Here is a 22911-nt window from a genome sequence, read left to right as displayed (position 1 = left end):
ATCCCGGAAGAGGTCTTAAAGGCAACCGGCAAGGAAGCGTTCAAAGGCGCTTACGCTTACGATAATTACGAGTACAAAAAAGCAGCTCCGAAGGCTCATGCTATGATGGACCCGAAGAGAAGCAAGATCGTGGAGAGCATTCATGAGGCACTGGTTAAGTGCGAGATTAAAGATGGCATGACCGTTTCTTTCCACCATCACTTCCGTGAGGGTGACTATGTAGTAAACATGGTTATGGAAGAAATCCACAAGATGGGCATCAAAGATATCACCATCTGCGCAAGCTCCCTTGGTAAGGCACACGATCCGATCGTTCCGATGATCGAGGATGGTACTGTAACCGGCATCCGTTCTTCAGGTGTCCGCGGCAAGATTGGTGAGGCAATCTCTGCAGGCAAGTTAAAGAACCTGGCAGTGATGTGTTCCCACGGCGGCCGTGTGAGAGCTGTTGAGTCCGGTGAGGTTCATATCGACATCGCGTTCATCGGCGCACCGACCTGTGATGAGTACGGCAACATGAGAGCAAACGGCGGAAAGAGCGACTGCGGTGTATTATCTTACGCAATGGCAGATGCTCAGTACGCAGACAGAGTCGTAGCAATTACCGACTGCCTCGTACCGTTCCCGAACATCCCGGCAAGCATCTCCATGACCCAGGTAGATTTCGTCTGTGTCGTAGATGAGATCGGCAACCCGGCTAAGATCGCAACCGGCGCGGCAAAACCAACCACCGATATGAGAAAACTGAGAATGGCAGATTACTGCACCCAGTTCGTAATTCGTACCCCGTATTTCAAGAATGGATTCTCCTATCAGACTGGTGTAGGCGGCGCATCCATTGCATCCACCATTTCCCTGGCAGATGAGATGGAGAAACGCGGCATCCGCATGAGCTTTGGCGTAGGCGGACTGACCAAACCAATGGCAGATCTTCTGGAGCGTGACCTGGTTGATGTTCTGGTAGATACCCAGGACTTTGATCTTGGCGCAGTAGAGTCCATCAAAAAGCATCCGGACCGCCATATCGAGATCAGCGCATCCGAGTACGCAAACCCGTTCAATAAGGGCGCATATGTCAACAAGCTGGATTTCGTAATCCTGGCAGCACTGGAAGTAGATGTAAACTTTAACTGTAACGTAGTTGTAGGTTCTGACGGTATCATTACCGGAGCGCAGGGCGGACATCCGGATACCGCAGCAGGCGCAAAGTGCACCATCGTGATCGCACCGCTTCTGCAGGGCAGAATCCCGGCAATCTGCACCAACGTAACCACCGTAACCACTCCGGGCGAGACTGTAGATGTTGTTATCACTGACTACGGCATTGCCATCAACCCGCGCAGACAGGACCTGATCGAGTGCATGAAGGACAGCGGACTTCCAATCTGTAGCATTGAGGAACTTCGGGATCAGGCATATGCCATTACAGGAGAACCGGATCCGGTACAGTTTGGTGATAAAGTGGTTGGAATCATTGAAGCCAGAGATGGAAGCATTATGGATGTGGTACGGGAAGTAAAGGAATATTCATTTGATTGATTCTGCCTTATAACAGCAGATGAGATAAAATAAAAAACACTAGGGGGTAACGAAATGTTAGCATTCATTGGTTTTGCATTGATGATCATCCTGATGTTTGTGTTGATCAAGGAAAAGATGGCGCCGCCGCTGGCGTTTATCTTACTGCCGCTGATTGCGGCTGCACTGGCTGGATTCGGCCTGGAGGAACTTCCCGAATGCAAAGCAGCAGAATAAGAAAATCAAAGAATACGGTACCAATGCCATGGTTATGACCATGACCCTGTTCTCTGTTGGTATCTTCATGGGTGTTATCAAGGACTCCGGAATGGTTGAGGCTATGGCAAATGCCATTGTAGGCGTGCTTCCGGCAGCAATTGCTCCGCATATGCACTGGTTCATGTGCCTGTTCTCTGTACCGCTTCTGATGATCCTCGGTACCGATGCGTTCTACTATGCACTGCTTCCGATCATCATCGGCGTGGTAGAGCCGTTTGGCGTGGCACCGGAAACCGTGGCAGCAGCATTTCTGTTAACCGCAACCTTTGGAACTCCGGTCAGCCCGTCTGTAGCAGCAACTTATGTAGGACTCGGCCTGGCAGATGTCTCCATCGGCGAGCATATCAAGTACTCCCTGAGACTGGTATGGCCGGCAAGTATTGCAGTGCTGATCATGGCTACCGTGATCGGTGTGATTAAATTCTAAAAATAAAAGTAACTGATTTCTGTCATAAAAGCAGAGACCTGTGTGAATTAAAAGTACGCAGGCCTCTGCTTTTTTTATTGCATATCACGTTGAAAGCAACGCATCCAGAAACAGCTTTACCTGCGGAAGCTCTGCATACAGATGTTTGTAAAGCACATAGGTTTTGCGCAGGAACGGGGTTCCGTCTTCCATATATAAATCCTCCATATAACCGTCAAAATCCCGCAGGCAGATCTGGGGCAGGATGCACCAGCCAAGGCCGTAACGAACCATCTCCTTGCAGGCATCAATGCTGTCAATCCACATGTGTGGGCGTATCTGGGCCAGGTCGTGGGCAGCCAGCCACTGATTGATCCGGGCACTTAAGTCGGAGTCGGTATGGCGGCCGATGTAGGGATAGTCTGTCAGCGGGCGTCCCTGGTTTTCGCGGCTGCAGACCAGGCACATGGGTTCGGTGGAAATGAGCTGGCAGGCTTCATCCCAGGCGTACTGTCCGCGGATGATGGCAATGGAAATCTCGTCGCGGTTTAAAAGCTGAAAGAGATGTTTGCTCTGCCCCGTGGTGATCTGCACATCCACCTGGGGATACTGGTCCGTGTAGGCTTTCAGGATGGGCGGCAGGTGGTAATGGGCAATGTTCAGCGAACATCCCAGGCGGATGGTTCCGCAGATCTGGTTCTGGGACATTAGCACCTGCTCTCGCAATTTCCGGGTGTTAGCCAGGAGCTCTGCAGCATAGGGCAGAATCTGTTCTCCAGCCGGGGTAAACAGAATTCCTTTCTTGGAACGCAGAAACAGTGTACACTGCAGTTCCTCCTCCATTTTCTGAATCCGCTTGGTGATGGCAGGCTGGGTCATGAACAGATTCTGGGCGGTTTTTGTGATATTCTTTGTTTCATTTAAGTTTAAAAGAAGCTCATAATCTTTTTCATCCATGGGAAAAATCGTACCTTTCTAAAACATTCCAGCAAGTTATTGATAATGATAAAATTATACCATTTTACTTTATAACAGACAAGATGTATAGTAAAGATAACAAAAAAATAGAGAGAAAACAGAAAGGAGTTGTATGTAGTGCACAGGAAAATCTCTCTTTTTTAAATGCAGGAAAAAGCAAAATCAAATAACAACAGGAAAAGGAGAATGTATATGGGTTTACAGGTAATTGCATTATTGTTCCTGATCGGAGCAATCGTTCTTGGGTTTACAAAGAAAATGAATGTAGGCGTGGTATGTCTGGGGCTTGCTTTGATTCTTGGCAAGTTAGGCGGCATGGGTGCCGGTGATATTTACAAAGGTTTTCCGTACAAGTTATTTGCTACATTATTAGGCACGATGTTATTCTTCAGCCTGCTCCAGCAGAATGGAACCCTGGAGAAGATTTCAAAACGTCTGATCGGTCTTTGCGGTAAGAATACCTTCCTGGTTCCGATCATTGTTTATCTGGTAAGCTTCGGTTTATCTGCAGCAGGACCTGGTGCGATCAGCGTACAGTCTGTAACCGTTATTTTCGCCGTATCCCTGGCAATCCAGATGAAGGTGAGCCCGATCCTCATGGGCATCATGGCAATCCTTGGAGCGGTAGGAGGAACTGCTTCTCCGATCGCATTGACGGGCATCATCGTGGGGGATCTGTTAACGGAAATGGGAATTGAGGGAATTGTGAACCAGATCTTTATCGGAGTATCTATTTCCAACCTGATTTGTGCGATTGTCATGTACATTATCCTGGGCGGCTATAAGTTCCGCGCAGTGGAAACTGGCGAATCTGGAAAAGACAAAGATCCATTTAACCGGAGCCAGCTGATCAGCCTTGTGGCACTGCTCGTTATGGTAGTTCTGGTAGTAGGATTCTCCTACGATGTCGGCCTGATCTGCTTTACCCTTTCTCTGGTGCTGATGCTGACTGGGGCAGCAAATGAGAAAACCGCGTTAAAGATGATCCCGTGGAGTGTTCTGATCCTGATCGCAGGCGTCAACGTTCTGATGAACATCACCCAGAAGCTGGGCGGCATTGACTTACTGGCATCGATTCTTGCAACCTTTATGTCTTCCCGCACAGCAGCGCCGATCATGGGTGTGACCGGAGGCATCATGTCCTGGTTCTCCAGCGCAAATGGCGTCGTATTCCCAACCCTGATCCCGACTGTGCCGGAGATCGCGCAGCAGGTTGGCGGAGCATCCATTGTACAGATGGTAACCGCAATCGTATGCAGTGCAACTGTAGCAGGTATCAGCCCGCTTTCCACCGGCGGCAGCCTGATCATGGCAAGCTATGCACAGGAGAGTGGATGTGATGAGAAAGAGCAGCAGAAGATGTTCGGAACCTTGTTTGCACTTTCCGCAGGTGTGGTTGCGATCGTGTTCGTATTAGGCATTGTTGGTGTTCTTGGACTGATTGGTTAGGAGGAAGATTATGAGTACTTACGCATATATTGGCTGCCGCACCACAAAGGAGCGGAACGCAAGAGGAAAAGGAATCCGTGTGTATGAGATTGAAAACGGCGAGTGGAAGCTGCGCCAGATCGCGGAGGGACAGGTGAATCCGTCCTATCTGTGCCTGAATGAAAAACAGGATCGCCTTTATGCCATTCATGGTGATTTCTCTGAGGTCAGCGCTTATAGAGTAGCAGAGGACGGCACGCTGACTTATCAGAATACCACAGAGACTCACGGCACCAATCCAGTGCATCTGACCATTGACCAGACCGGAAAGTGGCTGTTTGTGGCAAATCTCCAGACCGGCGGCGTTTCCGTGATCCCGATTGAGGAAGACGGTTCCCTTGGAAAGATCAAAGAACTGAAATTCATTTCCGGCAATGGCGGTCCGGGTTATATTTCCCATCCGCATCAGGTGTGTCAGGACCGCAGTAAAAAGTGGCTTCTGGTTCCGTCTCAGGGACGCCTGCAGGGTGTTGGAAAGATTACCGTATTCCGCATTGATTCCGAAGCGGGTGATCTGAAAGAAACCTTTATGGTCAAAGGAAGAAGCGGATCGGAGCCGAGACACTGCGTCTTCCATCCGAACAACCGGTTCTGCTACTGCCTGAATGAGAAAGACAGCACGGTTACCTGTTATTACTTCGATGAAGAAAACGGTACGCTGGAGCCAAAACAGATTCTGACCACACTGCCGGAGGATTTCCCGGGAGACGGCTGGGCCAGTGCCATTGAGATCGGAATAGATGGAAGATACCTGTATCTGTCCAATCGGAAGCATGACAGTGTGACGGTGTTCGGCCTGAATCAGGAGAATGGCCATATGACCTATCTGCAGAACATCAAGACCAAAGGCGAACAGCCGCGTTTCATCACCATCAATCCGGATGGAACAGAGCTTCTGGCGGCCAATGAGTTAACGGATACGATCTGCTGCATGGATATTGATCCGGAGACGGGACTGTTATCCTACAGTGGAACGGAGATTGCGGCGGAGAGCCCGGTCTGCGTGGTGTTTAAAACAAAATAGAAAAGCGATAAGAGGGACAGCGAAAAAGGCTGTCCTTCTTTTTCTTGTGGGAATCCCGTGTTCGTGTTAAAATAGTGTGGAAATGATATGCCTTTTGGGGAAGAGGCAGGTATTAGAAAGAGAAGGCGGGTTTACAACAATGAATTATTCAGATTTCGTTATCTTTATTATGGAAATGATGGGGACCGTGGCGTTTGCCGCGTCGGGTGCCATGCTTGGAATCCGGAAGAAGATGGACCTGTTTGGAGTCTGTGTGCTGGGCGTGACAACTGCCGTGGGCGGCGGGGCGATCCGGGATCTTATCCTCGGCATTACACCGCCCGGAATGTTCCGGAGACCGGTCTATACCTTTGTGGCAATCGTGACTTCGGTGGGATTGTTCGTGCTTCTTTATATAAAGCGAAATCTTCTGGACGGGCGCATCGGCCATCTCTATGAACTGTTAATGAATATCTCGGATGCCATCGGTCTTGGAATCTTTACGGTGGTCGGCATCAATACAGCGTGGAGTGCCGGGTATCACACTCTGTTTCTGGTAGTCTTTGTCGGTGTGCTGACCGGTGTGGGCGGCGGCCTACTGCGCGATGTCATGGCGCAGGAGAAACCGTATATCCTGACCAAACATATTTACGCCTGTGCATCCATCATTGGAGCATTGGTGTGCGTGTATACGGAAGATGCGCTTGGAAATCTGCCCGCCATGATGGTGGGGGCCTGCGCGGTCGTAATCGTGCGGTTTCTGGCCATGCATTACCGGTGGAATCTGCCGAGAATTAACTGATCAAAAATACTCACAGAACACCTTACACGCCCTGGAACTGGCTCCCTGCGGGGAAAACACGATGCCAAGTTCCACATGATAGGGACCGGGCAGGAGTGGCAGGTAGGTAAGCTCCGGGGCCAGATGGCTGAGTGCTGCAGAGGAAAATGCCAGTGCATTGGAACTACGGACAACAGCGGTGGCAAGGAGCGGTGATAATTCGGTGGGATATGAGAGTGGATGTACATCAAATTCATGAAACAGTTTCCGCGCAGTATAGCCCAATGCCATATCGGCCGGACTGAAAATAAAGGTATAGTTTCCAATTGCAGAAATGGGAATTTCAACTGTGCCGGAAACCGGATCTGTTACGGCTTCTTTTAAGATGGGATGCCCCGGGGCACAGATCAGCTTTACTTCATCTGTTCTTCTCAGATGAATGTCCTGATCTTTTAATACTTTCAGAGGCAAAGAAAGAAGCGCCATGTCAAGACCGCCGTTCAAAATTTCGTATTCGAGCTGGCGGCTTGTTTTTTCTGTGATGGATACGGAAATTCCCGGATACTGGCTGTGAAAACGGCGGAGGATATCCGGGAGAAGGTACACGCCGCGGTAAGTGCTGATTCCAAAGCGGATGTTTCCTTTCGACAGGTGTTCCAGCTCATAGATTTCGTTCTTTGCCGTGCGGAATTCCTGAAGCATGCTGCGGGCATGGGAAAGAAATTGCTCACCAGAGGCAGTTGGGAAAATGCCGCGGGGGGTTCGGATAAACAGTGTGGTTCCCAGTTCGGCTTCCAGCTGGCGGATAAAATGGCTCAGGCTGGACTGTGCCATAAAAAGCCGTTCCGCAGCCCGGGAAATATTCTTTTCTTCTGCAAGAGTTATCAGATAATCGAGTTCTTTAAAATCCATAAAAACCCCTTTCGATATCGATAAAATCGATAATAACTATATAATATCATAGATTGCACCGAATTTAAAAACAGTATAAGATGAAAATCAGAAAAAGGCAAGATGATGTTACATCGGTATTGAGGAGGAGAGAAACGATGGGACGGATTAGAATACCATATGGAACCGGATTTCAGGAGGCAGAACTGCCGGACAATCTGAATGTAGAGGTGATCGATCCACCGGAGCGGGAAAATCAGGTGGATGTGCTGCAATGTATGGAAGAGGCACTGGATCATCCAATTGGTTCACCGAAGCTGGAAGACATGGTTACATGTGGTCAGCATGTTGTGATTCTGGTAAACGACCAGACCCGGCCAGGGCCAAATGCGGAGATGGTCCGGCTGATCCGGGAACGGCTGCAGAGAAAACAGATTCCGGACAAAGATATTACAGTTGTAATTGCGACAGGCAGCCATAAGGGACCGGATGAAAAACAGATGAATACGCTTCTTGGTGGCCTGGAAAAAATACTTCGTGTTCATGTGCATGACTGTGAAGACGGAGACCATGTATATATGGGAAATACAGCCCTGCTGGATGTACCAATTTATTTGGACCGGATTGTGGCAAAAGCCGATTTCATTATTACTACTGGTCTGATTTCACCCCATCAGTCAGCTGGCTTTTCAGGAGGAAGGAAGAGTATTGTGCCTGGAGTGGTGAGCCTTGACACGCTGAAGATTCATCATTCCCTGAAAGTCAGACCATATGAGCCGGCGGTAGGTTATTACGATGGAAATCCGTTTCATGAGGTGGCAAAAGAAGCGGCACGTATGGTGAATGCAGGATTTATGCTGAATGTAGTACAGGATCCGCACAAGAAAATTGTGGGTGCCGTAGCAGGAGATTTGGAAAAGGCACATGCCGCCGGCGTGGAACTTTGTCGGAAAGAAAATATTGTTGATGTGCATGGACGGGCAGAGCTGATTATTACAAGTCCTGGAGGTGCACCTCGCGATATTGACTTGTGGCAGAGTCAGAAAGCGTTATCTGTTCCAGAATTGATATGCGTGCCCGGAAAAACAACGTTTATTCTTGTAGCAGAAGCGAAAAAGGGGATCCCTCAGATGTTTGTTGACTGGATGAGCCATGCAAAGACAGCGGAGGATGTGATTGAGCGTTACCGGAGAGAGGGATTTGGAATTGGAAGTAATAAGGCATTTATGTATGCCAGATGTATGTTAAAAGGCAGAATTATTCTGGTGAGCGAGGGAATGACAAAAGAGGAAGCCAGACGTGTTAAGCTGGAATGGGCTCCTGACTTGCAGACGGCAATTCAGATGGCGCTGGAAGAGCAGAGACCGAAAAAAGTGATTGTTCTGCCAAGAGCGGTCAATATGATACCTAATATAATAGAAGAAAGGGGACAGACATTATGATTTCTATGAAAGGAGCATGTGATCTTCACATTCACACATCACCGGATATTTTTGCAAGAATTGCCAATGATGTGGAAACGGCGATCGTGTGCCGGGATGCCGGCATGAAAGCGATTGTGTTAAAATGTCACGCAGATACCACAATGACCCGTGCGTGGCATACACAGAATCAGGTTCCGGGAATCCGGGTGTACGGAGGAATTGTCCTGAATCTGAATGTAGGAGGAATTAATCCGGCTGCAGTAGATGTTGCACTAAAAATGGGAGCGGTAGAGGTCTGGATGCCAACCTATCATTCACTGGCACATTATCAGGCAACGGGACTGATGGGTGGATACGGACATCAGGGCGCAGACGTGAAAGCCAGCTATCCGGTAAAGCCCATCACGATTCTGGATGAAGCAGGAAATCTGATTCCGGAAGTTTACCAGATCCTGGAACTGGTAAAAGCTCATAATGCAATCATTGGAACCAGCCATCTTGGCTCGGATGAGGCTTTGAAGCTGATTCGCGCAGCCAGGGAAATGGGATGCCAGAAAGTCGTTCTGACCCATCCGTTTTTCAATCCGCCGAAGTGTACGGTAGAACAGGTAAAAGAAGCGGTAGATCTTGGGGCTTTCGTGGAATTTTGTTCCGGAAATGCACTTAGTCCGATTCCGGCGCCAATCTCTCTGGATCTTTATAAAGAAGTGATTGATTTGTGTGGAGCAGATCAGCTGATTATTTCTAGTGATACCGGTCATCCACGGAAGACGATGGCACCGGAAACCAGCCGGATGTTTGCCCAGAGTTTGACATACAAAGGTGTCAAGGAGGCAGATCTGGAACGTATGCTGAAAGATAATTATCATAAACTGATCGACTTTGAGGACTGATTTTCTGGAAAAGAGGGTACAAAAAATGCGGCCGACATATTGTCTGGCCGCATTTTTCAGCAGATGCTGCTTATTTAAAGGTGATACATACCGGGCTTCCGGTTGGGATGATATTCAAAGTCGGAATCAACTGACCGGTAACCGGGTTAAAATTGAACTCGATGATGGTGTCACTGTCCTCATTTGCAACATAACATTTGCCATTCGGGGCAAAGCAGAAGAAACGAGGAGTTTTTCCGAGACAAGGATAAAATCCGGTATTCTTCAGATAACCGGTATGGGCATCAATGTGATATACAGCAATGCTGTCAGTATAGCGGTTAGATACAAGGACAAATTCGCCGCTCGGATCGATCATGACTTCGCTGGCATCGGAATAGGAGGTAATAGTTTCTGGTACGGTGGATAATTCCTGAAGAGCCTTCATTTTTCCAGTTTCCTCGTCAAACTGGAAGTACAGGACTTTATCGCCTTTTTCTTCACACATATACAGCCAGCAGTTATTTGGATGCATGGCAGCGTGACGCGGCTCGTCCCAGGTTCTTGCCATAAAGCGGTCGGTTTCAGTCAGAACGCCGGTACTATGATCGTATTTTAATGCACGCATTTGTCCAAAACCATTGACGCGGCCCTGTGCACAGGCGAAGATATAATTTTTTTTCTGATCCCAGAGACACTGATGCACGGTGGATACTTTACCCGGTTCTTTTCCCTCGTAAGTGAAGGTGGAAACAACGTCACCAAGAGAGCCATCTGCATTGCGCTTTACTGTGTAAAGTGTTCCGCCCTGAAGGGTTGCGATAATGACATGCTTGTTTTCTGCATCCACTGTAATATCCACCGGATTCTTTCCGCCGATATCGATCGTATTTAAGTGTTTTAATGTGCCGTCTTCCTGAATTTCGTAGGAGGAAGCCAGGGTCAGGTCTCCATGGACACTGTAGAGATACTTCTTTTCCAGATCAAGGCACTGGTAGCTTGGATTTGCTTCCGTGTAGAGGCACTGTTTTTCTGTCCAGTGTCCTTCTGGTGAGATTTCGTAAACAACCAGTCCGTTTCCGCGGGCATTTCGTTCTTTGGTGGTGCGGCAGCCGACATATGCGTATTTCATGAAAATACCTCCTGATAAATGATGATTTGATTATATAAGAAAAAAGTAACAAAGTAAAATTCTAAATATCAATAGACATGATATGAAAAAAACTATGATTTTAGAGAAAATACACAAAAGATATAGAAAAAAAGAATGGCTCATATTGAAAATTAATATTTTACAGAAAGTTGTATTTTTGCAATAATGATAAAAAACAGGTGAGGAGAGGAGTTACCGATGACAGAATTAAGAGTACTTGCAAAATTTGTTCATGATCTAAACTGGGAAGCGGTACCGGCTGATGTGAAAGAGACAACCAAAAATGTTCTGATTGATTCGGTGGGCGTTGGGATTGGCGCCTGCAGGAATGAACAGAACGTAAGCATCATCAACGAGTTCACCAGCCTTTGTAGCGATCACAGTGTAAGTATCTGGGGGCAGGGAAAAAAGACATCTCTGTTTCAGGCAGTGTTTCTGAATGCGCTGGAAGGACACACCCTGGAGATGGATGATGTGCATACCAGGTCTAAAACACACATTGGAACAGTAGTTACTCCGGCAGTATGGAGCGTGGCAGAATATGAAAAGAAAACCGGTCAGGAACTTCTACTGGCAGAATTATGTGGTTATGAGGTGACTGCCAGAATCGGAATGGCGCTTGGAGTATCTGCTCACAGAAATCTGGGCTGGCATGCAACCTCTACGGCCGGCGTGATCGGTGCTGCCGCAGCCTGCGCAAAGCTTCTTGGTCTGACAGAAAATCAGATTGTATATGCCATGGGAATGGCAGCGCAGGAGGCGGGCGGAACCTGGGCGTTTCTTGGAGACGGAGCCAGCTGTAAAATCCTGAATCCGGCAACGGCAGCCTGCACAGGCGCAAAATGTGCTTATCTTGCAAAAGCAGGAATGACCGGACCAGAACATGTACTTACAACAGAAGATGGCGGAATGCTTGCCGCAATGTCCAACGGTTATGATGTCAGCAAGGTATCCGCGGATCTCGGAAAGGTCTGGGAAGTGAAATTCATGGATAACAAACCATATCCATGCTGCAGAAGTACGCATTGCACGATAGATGGTTCCCTCTATTTAAGAGAGCATGAGGGAGTTCGCCCGGAGAATGTAGATCATGTAGATGTATTCACTTATCTTGTAGGAAACAAACAGTGCGGCATGAGTGAGGGAAGTATCCATCCAACCAAGGCAGTGGAAGCAAAATTTTCTACGCCGTTCACGGTAGCCAGCGCTCTTTTATATGGAAGAGTGACACTGGAAGAATTTACGCAGGAAAAAATCGATGATCCAAAGGTGCAGGAACTGCTCAGCCGTGTAAAGGTGATTACGGATGATTCCTTTACCAATCAGTATCCTGATCACTGGGGATGCCGTGTTGTTGCCTATATGAAGGATGGGAGAACTTGTGAGGTAACAATCCCGGATGCGTCTGGCAGTACGGACAATCCGCTGACCATAGAACAGCTTACTGCAAAGATCAAGGGAATTCTGCTTCGCGTAATGGATGAAAAGCAGGCAGATCAGACTATGGAATATCTGCATAATATTGAAAGCGCAGAAGAACTTCAGGCTGTGTAATTTTTCTGATTTTACGTTTCATTTGGATGATATATAGAAAAAAACAAGAATTAACGACCTCTTTATATCATTTTGACTATACCATCCATAGATATTATGTATTTGAAAAAAATCATCACAAAAAGTATAATAAAGTCACAAGTTAGAAATGCAATATCCCAAGAAAACAAACAAATTATACAAAGTGGAGGGAAGGTTACATGAAGAAAGCATTATCAGTTATGATGGCAACAGCAATGGCAGCAGCAGCTCTGACCGGATGTGGTGGAGGATCCAGTTCCGAAACACAGGCTCCGGCATCCAATGGGGGAGCAGCAGAGACAAAAGCAGCAGCTGCAGCAAGCGGAGAAAAAGCAGAGGATGTTTTCTGGACCGTTATGGCATGTCCGGCAAGTTCCGCACTGTATCCGTTCTGGGTATCTATCGGAGAGGGAATTCCGAGCGTATTCCCACAGTACAAGATTACCGTATCTGAAGGACAGGGTGCCGTTGCAATTACCAAAGCTGTAAGAAACGGAGATGCAGATCTTGGTAACTCTGTATCTGCTACCGACTATGAGAGCTACAATGGTATCGGAAACTTCGAAGGACAGCCGAGCAAAGACTCCCGTATCCTGTTCTACTACGAGGTTACCGGTGAGATGATGTGTGTCAGCAAAGATTCCGGTGTCCAGAAACTGACCGACTTAAAGGGCAAAAAGTTCTGCCCGGGCGGTACCGGAACTTCCGCAGAGAGCATTTTCAAAAGCATCTGTGATCTGTTTGACTGCGCACCGGAGTACTTCACCGCGAGCCAGAGTGATTCCGCAGATGCTTACGCAAACCGTGAAATCGTTGGTACCGTAAAACTTGGACCGGTGGTAGACTCTTATGTAATGCAGCTTGATGCATCCATCCCGATCGATATCATTGACCTGTCTGAAGATGAGATTGCAAAGATTCGTGAGAAATATCCATACCTGATCGAGGTTGATATCCCGGCAGGTACCTATGATGGTGTTGATCATGATGTACATACCGTTGGTACTCCGCAGGGCTGCCAGACCACTACCGCAGTTTCCCAGCAGGATGGTTACAATGTATGCAAGGCTGTATTTGAGGACGCAAAAGAGAAATGGCAGGCAGCTTACCCGGTTGGCGCAGAGAATGATCTTGTAGAGCTGACTCTGGCTTCTTCCATTCCGTTACATGCAGGTACCGTTCAGTATCTGACTGAGATTGGCGTAGATGTTCCGGAAGAGCTGATTCCGGAGGAGTACGTTCCGGTACAGTAAGCAATTTGATACCAAAACCGATGATCGCAGCTCTTAATAAGGGCTGCGACCACTTTAAGGAGAGATAACATGAGAAAACTTAATGGATTCTGGAAACACTTCATTACTTTCATGTCAGTCGCACTGGTGCTCTTTCAGATCTACACAGCCGGTTTCGGCGTATTCCCGGATATTGTTCAGCGAAGCGTACATTTATTCTTTGTACTGGCAATGATCTATATCCGCAAACCGATCAAAAAAGGCGTGGCAATGGACCATGTGCCGATTTATGACATCATATGCTGTATCCTCTGCATGATCTGCACCGGTTACCTGATTACCATTTACGATAAGATTCTGTGGGATCCGTCCCAGTGGATCAGCACTGCAGACAAAATTTTTGCAGTACTTCTGGTAGTCCTGATTCTGGAAGCAAGCCGCCGCGCAGTTGGCCTTACTTTCCCAATTATGGCAATTTTCTTCCTGTTCTATGCAATGAGAGGACAGCTGTTCCCGGGTACTTGGGCACACAAAAACTTTACCTTTAACCAGGTGTTCTGGATGCTCTACCATACCACAAACGGTATCTGGGGTCAGATGGTTGGCCTGTCTGCCGGCATGCTGGCTATGTTCGGTATCTTTGGTGCGGTTCTTTCCATTACCGGAGGTTCCCAGACGTTCATTCGCATTGCTCAGAAGCTGACTGGTAAAGCTACCGGTGGCCCTGGTAAGGTTGCCCTGATTGCATCTGGCCTGTTTGGTATGATTTCTGGTTCCGCTATGGCAAACGTAGTAGCAACCGGTACTTTCACCATCCCGATGATGAAGGATGAGGGCTATGACAAAGAATGGTCTGCAGCAATCAGTGCAGTTGGTTCCTGTGGCGGCCAGTTAATGCCTCCAATCATGGGTTCTGCGGCATTCATTATGGCACAGCTGATTGGTGTTCCGTATATGAGCATTGCGAAGGCAGCACTGCTTCCGGCTATTCTGTATTACCTTGGTGCATTTGTTGCCATTCACTACATTAGTAAGCGTCTTGGCATTAAGGGCAGGGGCGTAGAAGCTAAACTTGGCAAGATTGAGCTTGCAATTATCTTTATCCCGCTTGGAATTTTCGTTGGCTTCCTGGCAATGGGTTACACTGTTACCAAAGCTGCATTCTGGGCAACCATCATTGGTGTTGCAACTGCGGCAATCTGCTATTTTATCCAGAAAGAAGCAGATGCTGTTAAGAAAACCGGTAAGCTCTGCATGGATGTATGTACGGAGGGTGCAGGCAGTATCTTAAGCATGGCTGGCCTGTTAGCAGGTGCTCAGATTTCCATTGCCCTGATTTCCCAGACCGGTTTCGGTGTTAAGTTATCTTCCATGATCGTTTCCATCGGACAAGGCCACCTGTTCCCATGTCTGGTACTTTCCATGGTAGTATGCTTTATCCTTGGTATGGGTCTTCCGCCGACAGCAGCATACGTTCTGGCAGCATCCATTCTGGCTCCGGCTCTGATTACTCTGGGCCTTCCGGATCTGGTAGCTCACCTGTTCGTATTCTACTTCTCTACCATCGGCGCAATCACCCCTCCGGTATGCGCGGCAGTATTCCTTGCATCCGGTATTGCGGATTCCAACTGGCTTAAGACAGGTTTCCTGTCCGTACTGCTTGCAATCCCGGCATTCCTGGTTCCGTTTACCTTCGCTTATGACCAGGCTCTGATGCTGAACGGCGGTATTGCTGATATCGCAATCTGCACTGTTACCGCAGTGATTGGTGTATTCTTCATGGGTATTTCCATCGCGGGCTACTTAAAGAAGGATATGAATATGATTGTTCGTGTGATTATGTTCCTTGGTGGTGTCTGCATGTTCACACCGAGTATGGCAGCATCTGCTGTTGGTATTGTGATCTGTGTAGTAAGTTATATACTGGCTGGCGGTTTTTCAAAGAAAACAGCAGCCGCATAAACGAAACAGAGCAATTAACAAAAAGTAAAACAAAGGCAGAGTTTGTGGTCTGATCCGCGGACCCTGCCTTTGCTGTATAAACAATTAGAACAATACGGAGGCAATGATTATGGGACGTTTAACTGGAATTATTGATATGCACATTCATTCTGCGCCGGATATCCGTCAGAGAAAGCTCGATGACCTTCAGCTGATGGAAGCAGCGGTGGAGCGCGGAGTAAGAGCTATTGTGATCAAGTCACATATGGTTCCAACTGCGGACCGTGCTACCTTGGTCAACAAGATTCGTCAGGAAAAATATCCGGATTCTGATTTTCAGATGTTTGGAAGCCTGGTTATGAACCTTGCGGTTGGCGGCATTAATCCATGGGCAGTGGAGGCATCCATTAAACTTGGAGCAAAGGAGATTTTTCTGCCTACCATGACAGCAGAAAATCATTGCAAAAAGGAAAACAAAGAACATTATGTATCCGTAGTGAAAGACGGAAAAATTGTAGAACCTTTAAAAGATGTTTTCCAGCTTGTGAAGGATTATGATGTGGCACTTGGAACCGGACACATTTCTCCGTCAGAGATTTTTACTGTGGTGGAAGCTGCGAGAGATGCCGGTGTTAAAAAAATTATCGTAACACATCCGGAGTTCCATATTGTAGGCATGAGCCTGGAAGAGGAAGCAAGAATCGTGAAAGATTATGATGTTCTTCTGGAAAAGGTTTACGCACAGCCAATTGGCGGCGGTGTATACAAGAAAAATCTTCCGGACAATGTGGCACATATGAAAGAAATCGGCTGCGAACATTTCATTGTATCTACAGATGGCGGTCAGATGCAGAACCCGGAATGGTACAATACCATTGCTGAGTATATCGATTATCTGTATGACAGCGGATTCAGCCAGGAAGAAATTGATGTAATGACAAAGAAAAACCCGGGCAGAATGCTTGGAATCGAGTAATCATAAAATGGACATTTGCAATCTGAAGGAAAAACCGGAGTGTGAATGTCCATTTTCTATTTAAAGAATCTTCAGATCCGTTGTCGTCATTTTACTATAGAAAAAACAGCATGATATATATGCTGAATCATGTATTTTACTTATAAAGATCTGCGGTTTATAATGAAATCATCAGAAAGGGGATTACACATGGACGCATTGACAAAAAAAGAACAATTCGTCCGGCCGTCAAGAGAACTGATTGAGCGTCTGCGGAAATTCACCACACCAGAAATCTGTGATGGAGCAGGCTTGTATCATTCCATGGATTACCGGATCAAGCCGTGGATCGGGAAAAAGAAGATTGTCGGATCCGCTGTGACCGTAGATATGCCAAGTGGTGAGGGCAGTATTGTATCGGATGCAATCTCAGAACTTCAGAAAGGGGATGTGCTGGTGATTGCCGGAAAAGGCAATTGTGACTGTTCTTACTGGGGAGATCATCGCAGTATCTGCGCATCACTTCTGAAGGCAGAAGGCGTTGTGATCGATGGCGCTTTCCGGGATCTGGAAGGGTGCGAGGAGGCTGGCTTCCCGGTATATGCAAAAGGTCTGACTTGCGGTACCGCCGCAAAAAATGGGGCGGGAGCCATCAATGTTCCGGTCAGCTGCGGAGGAGTCAGCGTAAAGCCGGGAGATATTGTGATTGGGGATGTGAACGGAGTCTGTGTCATTTCCCAGGAGGAAGCAGAGTCTGTTATTGAACGCGCATTGAAAAAAATAGAGACGCAGCAGTACACGCTGGCTGAGATGAAGCGTACAGGCAAAGTTTTCACAAAAATGTTAAAAAAACCGAACTAAATGCAAAGGAGAGTATTCACATGGGCATGAACATTACAAAGAAAATTTTATCCACACATCTGGCTGCACCGTCTGACATGAAGCCGGGAGAAGAAATCCTGTTAAAGGTGGATCAGACTCTGACCCACGACATCAATGCGGTTATGACCTATCTGGCATTTGAGCAGGTTGGCCTGGACCGTATCCGCACCGAGTGCAGTGTCAGCTATCTGGATCACAACCTGTTATATCTGGACAACAAGACTCCGGATGATCATATTTATTTACAATCCGTTGCAAAACGTTATGGCGTTCATGTTTCCAGACCGGGCAATGGCATCTGCCATGCGGTTCAGGTTGCCAGATTTGGTGCTCCGGGCAAACTGCTGATGGGTGGCGACAGCCATACGCCCCATGGCGGCTCCATTGGTATGCTGTGTATCGGTGTAGGTGGCATGGATGTTGCAACTGCCATGACCGGAGTTCCGATGCGCCTGAAAATGCCGCAGATCATCAAAGTGAATCTGACCGGAAAGTTACAGCCGGGCTGCAATGCCAAGGAAGTGATTCTGGAAATGCTTCGCCGTGTCGGTATCAAGGGCGGTCTTGGAAAGGTATTTGAGTATGTGGGATCGGGTGCTGCAACGTTAAGCGTGTCCGAGCGTGCCAGCATTACCAATATGGGCGCAGAGATGGGCGCCACAACTTCCATTTTCCCGGCAGATGAGCGTGTTCGTGAATTTCTGAGAGCAGAAAAGCGGGAAGAAGACTTCACTGAGATTTTACCGGATGAGGATGCAGAGTATGATGGCGAGATGGAATTGAATTTAAGCGAACTGGTTCCGTTATGTGCATGCCCGCATCAGCCTGATAATGTTATTCCATTAAAAGATGTAGAAAAGAAAAAAGTTCAGCAGGTATTTATTGGAAGCTGCACCAATTCCAGCTATTCCGATATTGCGAAAGCTGCTCTGGTATTCAAGGACCGACATGTAAATGAGGATGTAAGCTGTACCTGTGCAATTTCCTCCAAGCAGATTTATAAGCTTTTAATGCGTGATGGCTATATTGACATGCTTCTGGATGCCGGCGTGCGCCTTTTGGAGATTGCCTGCGGACCGTGCTGTGCTATCGGCCAGTCACCGGCTACCAAGGGTGTGGCAGTACGTACCTCCAACCGTAACTTCAAGGGACGTGCCGGAAACCCGACCGCAGAGATTTATCTGGTAAGCCCGGAGAGTGCTGCGGCAACTGCAATCACTGGAACCTTTGCCAGTGCGGAAGATATTCTCGGCAGTGATCTGTCTGTTCTGGCAGAAGTGAAAGAGCCGACAGAGTTCCCGGTTGATGATGCTATGATCATTGAGCCACTTCCAGAGGAGGAAGCAAAGAAGGTAGAAATTGTGCGCGGACCGAACATTCAGCCACTTCCGATTCCAGATGCACCGGAGCAGTATTTAAAGGCGCAGATCAGCTTAAAGACTGTGGATAACATCACCACAGACGACATTACTCCGGCCAGTGCTGAGTTCTCCAGCATGCGTTCCAATATTCCGCTCATGAGCCAGTATTGTTATCACCGCTATGATCCGGAATTTGCTGCTCGCGCAAAGGCTATGGGCAAGAGCATCATTATTGGCGGAGAAAACTATGGTCAGGGATCTTCCCGTGAGCATGCGGCTATCAACCCGATGTATCTGGGCGTGAAGATGGTTGTGGCAAAGAGTATTGCCCGCATTCACAAAGGCAACCTCATCAACCATGGCATCATTCCAATGGTATTTGCAGATCCTGCAGATTACGATAAACTGGATATGTTAGACGAATTGGAGGTAAACGGCCTTCTTGACCAGATGAAGACCAGAGAAGTAGAAATTAAAGATCTGACCAAGGATATTTCCTTTAAGGCAAAACTGGAACTTTCTGATAATGAACTGGAGGTTATTCTTTCCGGTGGTCAGTTACGTCACTTACAGAAACAGTTAAAAGAAATGGAGGAGAAATAAAATGAGAACATTTAAGACAGTATTTATGCGCGGTGGCACCAGTAAAGGCTGTATCTTCCATAAGGAAGACCTTCCGGAAAACCGTGAGGAGTGGGACAGCATTTTCCTTCAGGCAATGGGCAATCCGGATCCGAAGCAGATTGATGGTATGGGTGGAACCGTATCTTCCAACAACAAAATCGTCATTGTATGGAAGAGCGAGGAACCAGGCATTGATGTAGAATATCTGGTTGGCCAGGTAATCGTGGGAAAGAGCCAGGTGGATTATAAGTCCAACTGCGGCAATATGACTGCAGCAGTTGGCCCATATGCGGTAGAAGAGGGTATGGTTGCCATTACAGAGCCGGTGACCACAGTTCATATGCTGAACCGCAATACCGACAAATATATTGATGTAACCGTTCCGATTGACCCGGAAACAAAGACCTTTGCCCAGGAGGGTGACTGTGCCATTGCCGGTGTGGATGGAACCGCTGCAGAACTGAATGTAAAGTTCTTAAATCCGGCTGGCGCAAAAACCGGAAAACTCCTTCCGACCGGAACCTGTGTGGAGACTCTGGAAATTCCGGATTTTGGCCCGATTGAGGCAACTATCCTGGATGTATCCAATCCGATGGTTCTGGTTAAGGCTGAGGATATCGGCATGACTGGCACGGAACTTCCGGAGGAAGTGAACGGAAATAAAGAGGTTTCAGATCTCCTTGAAAAGATCCGCGGCGTTGCCTGCTGCAAGATGGGCTTTGCAAAGGATTTGAAAGATGCTACAGAGAACAGCCCGGCAGTTCCGAAAGTAGGATTTGTGACAGTGCCGAAGTCTTATACGGATATTGCAGGCCAACAGGTGAATGCCGAAGATATGGATGTCTGTGCCCGTGTTATTTCTGTGTTCAAATGCCATAAAGCATGCCCGCTGACTTCCGCAAGCGCTATCAGTGTGGCAGCAGCCATGAAAGGGTCTGTAGTGGAGAAAGTACTCCGGAAGGCAGGAAACGCTGGAAATGTCCGCATCGGACATCCGAGCGGCATCATGACAATGGTTCCGGAACTGAAAGAGGAAAATGGGGAAGTAAAACTTCCGAGCGTTGGTGTACAGAGAACCGCACGCCGGATTATGGATGGAACCCTGTATATTCGGAAGTAATCGTAATTGTCAGAAATGACGAATCAAATTGCAGATATCTGCCGCAGAATGTCCCAAAGTGGCATTTTGCGGCAGTTTTCAGGTGAAAATATCATTTGAAAAAACACGGAAGCAGGAGAATGAAAAAATGGTAAGATTGACCGATCATGGTGTTGTGCTTGCGGCTGATGGCACCTTTACCGCTGTGAAATGTGCGGAGCAGCAGTCTGGGGGAAAGAGAAAGACCATGGCTTACGGAATTTTAAAAGCCCATAACCACAGTGACAATATGGAGCAGCTGCAGCTGAAATTTGACGCGCTGGTTTCTCCGGATAACAACTATGTCAATATTCTGCAGACGGCCCGCGCAAGCGGAATTAAAAAATTCCCAGTGCCGTATGTACTTTCCAACTGTCATCACACCCTCTGTGCGGTGGGTGGCACGATCAATGAGGATGATCATGTTTTTGGTCTTGGAAACGCAAAAAAATATGGCGGTATCTTTGTTCCGCCGTATCGTGCCGTGCTCCATCAGTATATGCGTGAGATGATGGCCGGCGGTGGAAAAATGATTCTTGGTTCCGACAGCCATTCCCGCTATGGTGCCCTGGGTACTATGGGAATCGGCGAGGGCGGCGGTGAGGTGGCAAAGCAGCTTCTTGGTCGTACCTATGATATTGCGTATCCGCCGGTTCTGGCGGTGAAGTTGACCGGATCTCCAAGACCTGGTGTGGGCCCGCAGGATGTGGCGCTGGCCCTGATTGCGGCAACCTTCCAGAATAATTTTAATAAGAATAAGGTTCTGGAGTTTGTGGGTGACGGTGTTTACAACTTAAGTATGGAATGCCGCATGGGCATTGATGTCATGACCACGGAGAGTGCAGCACTCTCCAGTGTCTGGTGTACCGATGGAAAGACCGAAGAATTCCTGGCAGAGCACGGACGCCGTGATGCCTATCGTGAGATGGCACCAGAGGCAGGCGCGTATTACGATGGGCTTATCGAAATCGATCTTTCCAGCGTGGAGTGCATGATCGCCCTGCCGTTCCATCCAAGCAATGCCATGCCAATCCGTGAATTTAAGGAGCGGATGCCGGAGGTTATCAAAGAGGTCGAGGAAGCCGGAAATAAGATTAAAGGAAATCACGGCGAGCCGTTTTCGATTCAGTCTCATATGCGTGATGGGGAGTTTTTCGTGGATCAGGCACTGGTCAGCGGCTGTAGCGGCGGCCTCTTTGAGAACATTGTTGCCATGGCAGATATCTTAAAGGGTTATGGAATCCCGGGAAGCGGGCTGAATCTGGGTATCAACCCGGCCAGCCTTCCGGTCATGGCAGATCTGATGGAACAGGGAATTGCGGGAGAACTGGCAGTCAGCGGTGCAACACTGCGCCCATGCATCTGCGGCCCGTGCTTTGGTGTGACCGATGTTCCGGCCAATAATCAGGTCAGCATTCGCCATATGACCAGAAACTATCCGAACCGGGAAGGTTCCAAGCCGGGACAGGGCCAGATGGCCTGCGCCTGCCTGATGGATGCACGTTCTATCGCGGCTACGGTTCGAAATGGCGGAAAACTGACAGCAGCTACCGAATTGGATGTAGAGTACCGCACGCTGCATCATCATTTTGATCCGAAGATTTACGAGAACCAGGTATTTGATAACTATAATAAGGGTGACGACAGTGTAGAACTGACTATGGGTCCGAATATTGCGGACTGGCCGGAAATGCAGCCGCTCACAAAGCATCTGCTGTTAAAGACGGCTGGCTCCTATCATGGATCCGTGACTACCGATGAGCTGGTTCCGTCCGGAGAAGCATCTTCTTTCCGTTCCAATCCGGAGAAAATTTCGGAGTATGCCATGATCAGCCGCGATCCGGAATATGTAGGACGGGCAAAAGCAGTACGGGCGTTGGAGAAGAGCCGGAGAGAACAGGCTGACGGCAGCATTCAGACAGGGGATGCGGAATGTAATAATCTGCTTGCAAAGCTTACTGTGGAGCTTGGGTGCAGTATTTCCGATATTACTCTGGGCAGTCTGATGGTCAGCGACAAAATTGGTGACGGTTCATCCAGAGAACAGGCGGCCAGCTGTCAGAAGGTACTGGGGGGATTTGCGAATCTGGCAAATGAGTATGCGACCAAGCGTTACCGTTCCAATCTGATCAACTGGGGACTTTTACCGCTTCGCACAGAAGAAGCACTGGATATTCCGGTGGGAAGCTATCTGCTGATTCGTGATGTACGGGATGTAGTATCTTCCTGCAAAAATCCGGTTATGGCAGAGGTATTGGACCCGGCCAGCGGAAGTGTGAAGGCGGTACTGAACTGTACACTGGATGCACTTACGGAAGATGAACAAAAAATTTTATTATCAGGATGTCTGATCAATTATTACAGAAGTTAAAGAAAATCAGGAACAATCGGGACAGGGCGGATTCCTTTG

Annotated in this window: 19 protein-coding genes; 16 read left to right on the top strand and 3 right to left on the bottom strand. The window is 48.0% G+C overall.

The features are described from left to right. The 3 genes from citF to WMO41_RS07155 form a co-directional block, all read left to right on the top strand. Positions 1 to 1539 (top strand): citrate lyase subunit alpha (citF, locus tag WMO41_RS07165; RefSeq protein ID WP_349229167.1); only part of this gene is annotated, 1539 nt, incomplete at its 5' end. Between the two features lie 54 nt (positions 1540 to 1593). Further along, positions 1594 to 1755, top strand: coding sequence for a hypothetical protein (locus WMO41_RS07160; protein WP_349229166.1), 162 nt, complete (start codon positions 1594 to 1596; stop codon positions 1753 to 1755). 28 nt (positions 1756 to 1783) lie between these two features. Further along, positions 1784 to 2224 (top strand): hypothetical protein, encoded by a 441-nt coding sequence (locus tag WMO41_RS07155; protein ID WP_349229165.1) that lies wholly within the window; start codon positions 1784 to 1786, stop codon positions 2222 to 2224. An 84-nt stretch (positions 2225 to 2308) separates the two neighbouring features. Here WMO41_RS07155 and WMO41_RS07150 read toward each other — a convergent pair whose 3' ends face one another. Continuing rightward, a complete protein-coding gene (locus WMO41_RS07150; RefSeq protein ID WP_349229164.1) occupies positions 2309 to 3160 on the bottom strand; it encodes a LysR family transcriptional regulator in 852 nt (283 codons plus the stop codon). A 213-nt stretch (positions 3161 to 3373) separates the two neighbouring features. Here WMO41_RS07150 and WMO41_RS07145 point away from each other — a divergent pair, with 213 nt between their 5' ends. The 3 genes from WMO41_RS07145 to WMO41_RS07135 all read left to right on the top strand — a co-directional run bounded on the left by WMO41_RS07145 (position 3374) and on the right by WMO41_RS07135 (position 6474). Continuing rightward, positions 3374 to 4630: an SLC13 family permease gene (locus tag WMO41_RS07145; RefSeq protein ID WP_349229163.1), complete on the top strand. Its 1257-nt coding sequence runs from the start codon at positions 3374 to 3376 to the stop codon at positions 4628 to 4630. A gap of 10 nt (positions 4631 to 4640) precedes the next feature. Continuing rightward, entirely contained in the window at positions 4641 to 5693 is a 1053-nt protein-coding gene (locus WMO41_RS07140; RefSeq protein ID WP_349229162.1) for a lactonase family protein, read from the top strand. A gap of 139 nt (positions 5694 to 5832) precedes the next feature. Continuing rightward, positions 5833 to 6474, top strand: a complete 642-nt coding sequence (locus WMO41_RS07135) for a trimeric intracellular cation channel family protein (protein ID WP_349229161.1) — start codon at positions 5833 to 5835, stop codon at positions 6472 to 6474. Here the strand turns inward: WMO41_RS07135 and WMO41_RS07130 are convergent, their stop codons facing one another. Then, a complete protein-coding gene (locus WMO41_RS07130) occupies positions 6475 to 7365 on the bottom strand; it encodes a LysR family transcriptional regulator (protein ID WP_349229160.1) in 891 nt (296 codons plus the stop codon). It lies immediately after the preceding gene. Positions 7366 to 7502: 137 nt separating this feature from the next. Between WMO41_RS07130 and WMO41_RS07125 the strand changes: the two genes are divergently transcribed. After that, on the top strand, positions 7503 to 8786 hold the full coding sequence (locus WMO41_RS07125) for a nickel-dependent lactate racemase family protein (protein WP_349229159.1): 1284 nt from the start codon (positions 7503 to 7505) through the stop codon (positions 8784 to 8786). Beyond that, positions 8783 to 9661: a DUF6282 family protein gene (locus tag WMO41_RS07120; protein ID WP_349229158.1), complete on the top strand. Its 879-nt coding sequence runs from the start codon at positions 8783 to 8785 to the stop codon at positions 9659 to 9661. Before WMO41_RS07125 ends, WMO41_RS07120 begins: the two co-directional genes overlap by 4 nt. Before the next feature lie 70 nt (positions 9662 to 9731). Here WMO41_RS07120 and WMO41_RS07115 read toward each other — a convergent pair whose 3' ends face one another. Then, complete coding sequence (locus WMO41_RS07115) at positions 9732 to 10772, bottom strand: lactonase family protein (RefSeq protein WP_349229157.1); 1041 nt, start codon at positions 10770 to 10772, stop codon at positions 9732 to 9734. 219 nt (positions 10773 to 10991) lie between these two features. On the opposite strand from WMO41_RS07115, the gene WMO41_RS07110 reads away from it, so the two are divergent. The 8 genes from WMO41_RS07110 (at position 10992) to WMO41_RS07075 (ending at position 22872) form a co-directional block, all read left to right on the top strand. Continuing rightward, positions 10992 to 12347, top strand: a complete 1356-nt coding sequence (locus tag WMO41_RS07110) for an MmgE/PrpD family protein (protein WP_349229156.1) — start codon at positions 10992 to 10994, stop codon at positions 12345 to 12347. A 200-nt stretch (positions 12348 to 12547) separates the two neighbouring features. Then, a complete protein-coding gene (locus WMO41_RS07105) occupies positions 12548 to 13621 on the top strand; it encodes a TAXI family TRAP transporter solute-binding subunit (protein WP_349229155.1) in 1074 nt (357 codons plus the stop codon). 69 nt (positions 13622 to 13690) lie between these two features. Then, positions 13691 to 15562 (top strand): TRAP transporter permease, encoded by a 1872-nt coding sequence (locus WMO41_RS07100; RefSeq protein WP_349229154.1) that lies wholly within the window; start codon positions 13691 to 13693, stop codon positions 15560 to 15562. A gap of 109 nt (positions 15563 to 15671) precedes the next feature. After that, on the top strand, positions 15672 to 16517 hold the full coding sequence (locus WMO41_RS07095; RefSeq protein ID WP_349229153.1) for a DUF6282 family protein: 846 nt from the start codon (positions 15672 to 15674) through the stop codon (positions 16515 to 16517). 189 nt (positions 16518 to 16706) lie between these two features. Next, a complete protein-coding gene (locus WMO41_RS07090; protein ID WP_349229152.1) occupies positions 16707 to 17357 on the top strand; it encodes an RraA family protein in 651 nt (216 codons plus the stop codon). Positions 17358 to 17377: 20 nt separating this feature from the next. Beyond that, the gene (locus tag WMO41_RS07085; protein ID WP_349229151.1) at positions 17378 to 19342 is read left to right on the top strand and encodes an aconitate hydratase; all 1965 of its coding nucleotides are present in this window, start codon (positions 17378 to 17380) and stop codon (positions 19340 to 19342) included. Position 19343: 1 nt separating this feature from the next. Continuing rightward, the gene (locus tag WMO41_RS07080) at positions 19344 to 20483 is read left to right on the top strand and encodes a 2-methylaconitate cis-trans isomerase PrpF family protein (RefSeq protein WP_349229150.1); all 1140 of its coding nucleotides are present in this window, start codon (positions 19344 to 19346) and stop codon (positions 20481 to 20483) included. Between the two features lie 127 nt (positions 20484 to 20610). After that, the gene (locus WMO41_RS07075) at positions 20611 to 22872 is read left to right on the top strand and encodes a hydratase (RefSeq protein ID WP_349229149.1); all 2262 of its coding nucleotides are present in this window, start codon (positions 20611 to 20613) and stop codon (positions 22870 to 22872) included. Positions 22873 to 22911 lie beyond the last annotated feature (39 nt).

The sequence above is a fragment of the Ventrimonas faecis genome (assembly GCF_040096075.1).
Lineage (GTDB): Bacteria > Bacillota > Clostridia > Lachnospirales > Lachnospiraceae > Brotaphodocola > Brotaphodocola faecis.
The sequence above is the reverse complement of the archived record's forward strand: the minus strand, read 5'-3'. Positions and strand labels throughout refer to the sequence as shown.